At 66.7% G+C, this 1,184-nt stretch carries 1 protein-coding gene; it reads right to left on the bottom strand.

Annotation, left to right across the window (positions count from 1 at the left end; genetic code table 11):
- Positions 1–2: 2 nt before the first annotated feature.
- Positions 3–1,184 (bottom strand): methionine adenosyltransferase (gene metK, locus QSK20_RS31895; RefSeq protein ID WP_285792318.1); only part of this gene is annotated, 1,182 nt, incomplete at its 5' end.

The raw sequence follows: 1,184 nt of genomic DNA, 5'->3' as shown, positions 1-1,184 counted from the left end.
GGTCAGGCTCCTGCGGCTGACTTGAGGTCGGCGGCGCGGTCGGTGTTCTCCCAGGTCAACTCGGGTAGGTCCCGGCCGAAGTGGCCGTACGCGGCGGTCTGCCGGTAGATCGGCCGGAGCAGGTCCAGGTCCCGGATGATCGCGGCGGGACGCAGGTCGAACACCTCGTTCACGGCCTTCTCGATCCGCTCGACCGGCACGTTCTCCGTGCCGAACGTCTCGATGAACAAACTCACCGGATGCGCCTTACCGATCGCGTACGCGACCTGCGTCTCACACCGCTCGGCGAGGCCGGCGGCGACCACGTTCTTCGCCACCCACCGCATCGCGTACGCCGCGGACCGGTCGACCTTCGACGGATCCTTACCCGAGAACGCCCCACCACCATGCCGGGCATACCCACCGTAGGTGTCCACGATGATCTTCCGGCCGGTCAGACCGGCGTCACCCATCGGCCCACCGATCTCGAACCGACCCGTCGGGTTCACCAACAACCGGTACCCGTCGGTGTCCAACCCGAGGCCCTCGACCTCGGGGGCGATCACGTGCTCCCGCACGTCCGGCGTCAGCAGCGACTCCAGACTGATGTCCGCCGCATGCTGCGACGAGACGACCACCGTGTTCAACCGGACCGGCCGCAACCCCTCGTACTCGATGGTCACCTGCGTCTTACCGTCCGGCCGCAGATACGGGATCGTCCCGTCCTTGCGCACCGCCGACAACCGCCGCGCCAACCGGTGGGCGAGGGCGATCGGCAACGGCATCAACTCCGGGGTCTCCGAACACGCGAACCCGAACATCATGCCCTGGTCCCCGGCTCCCTGCGCATCAAGAGCCGACTCCGACGACCCCGTCCGCAACTCGAACGCGTTGTCCACACCCTGCGCGATATCCGGCGACTGCGCCCCGATCGACACACTCACCCCACACGACGCCCCGTCGAACCCCTTCCGCGACGAGTCGTAGCCGATCCCCAGGATCGTCTCCCGCACGATCGACGGAATATCCGCGTACGCCTTCGTGGTCACCTCACCCGCGACGTGCACCTGCCCCGTCGTGATCAACGTCTCCACCGCGACCCGCGAACGCGGATCCTGACTCAACAACGCATCCAGAATCCCATCACTGATCTGATCAGCGATCTTGTCCGGGTGGCCCTCCGTGACCGACTCGGACGTGAACAG

This window comes from Micromonospora sp. NBRC 101691, assembly GCF_030269285.1.
Taxonomy (GTDB): Bacteria; Actinomycetota; Actinomycetes; order Mycobacteriales; family Micromonosporaceae; genus Micromonospora; species Micromonospora echinospora.
The sequence above is the reverse complement of the archived record's forward strand: the minus strand, read 5'-3'. Positions and strand labels throughout refer to the sequence as shown.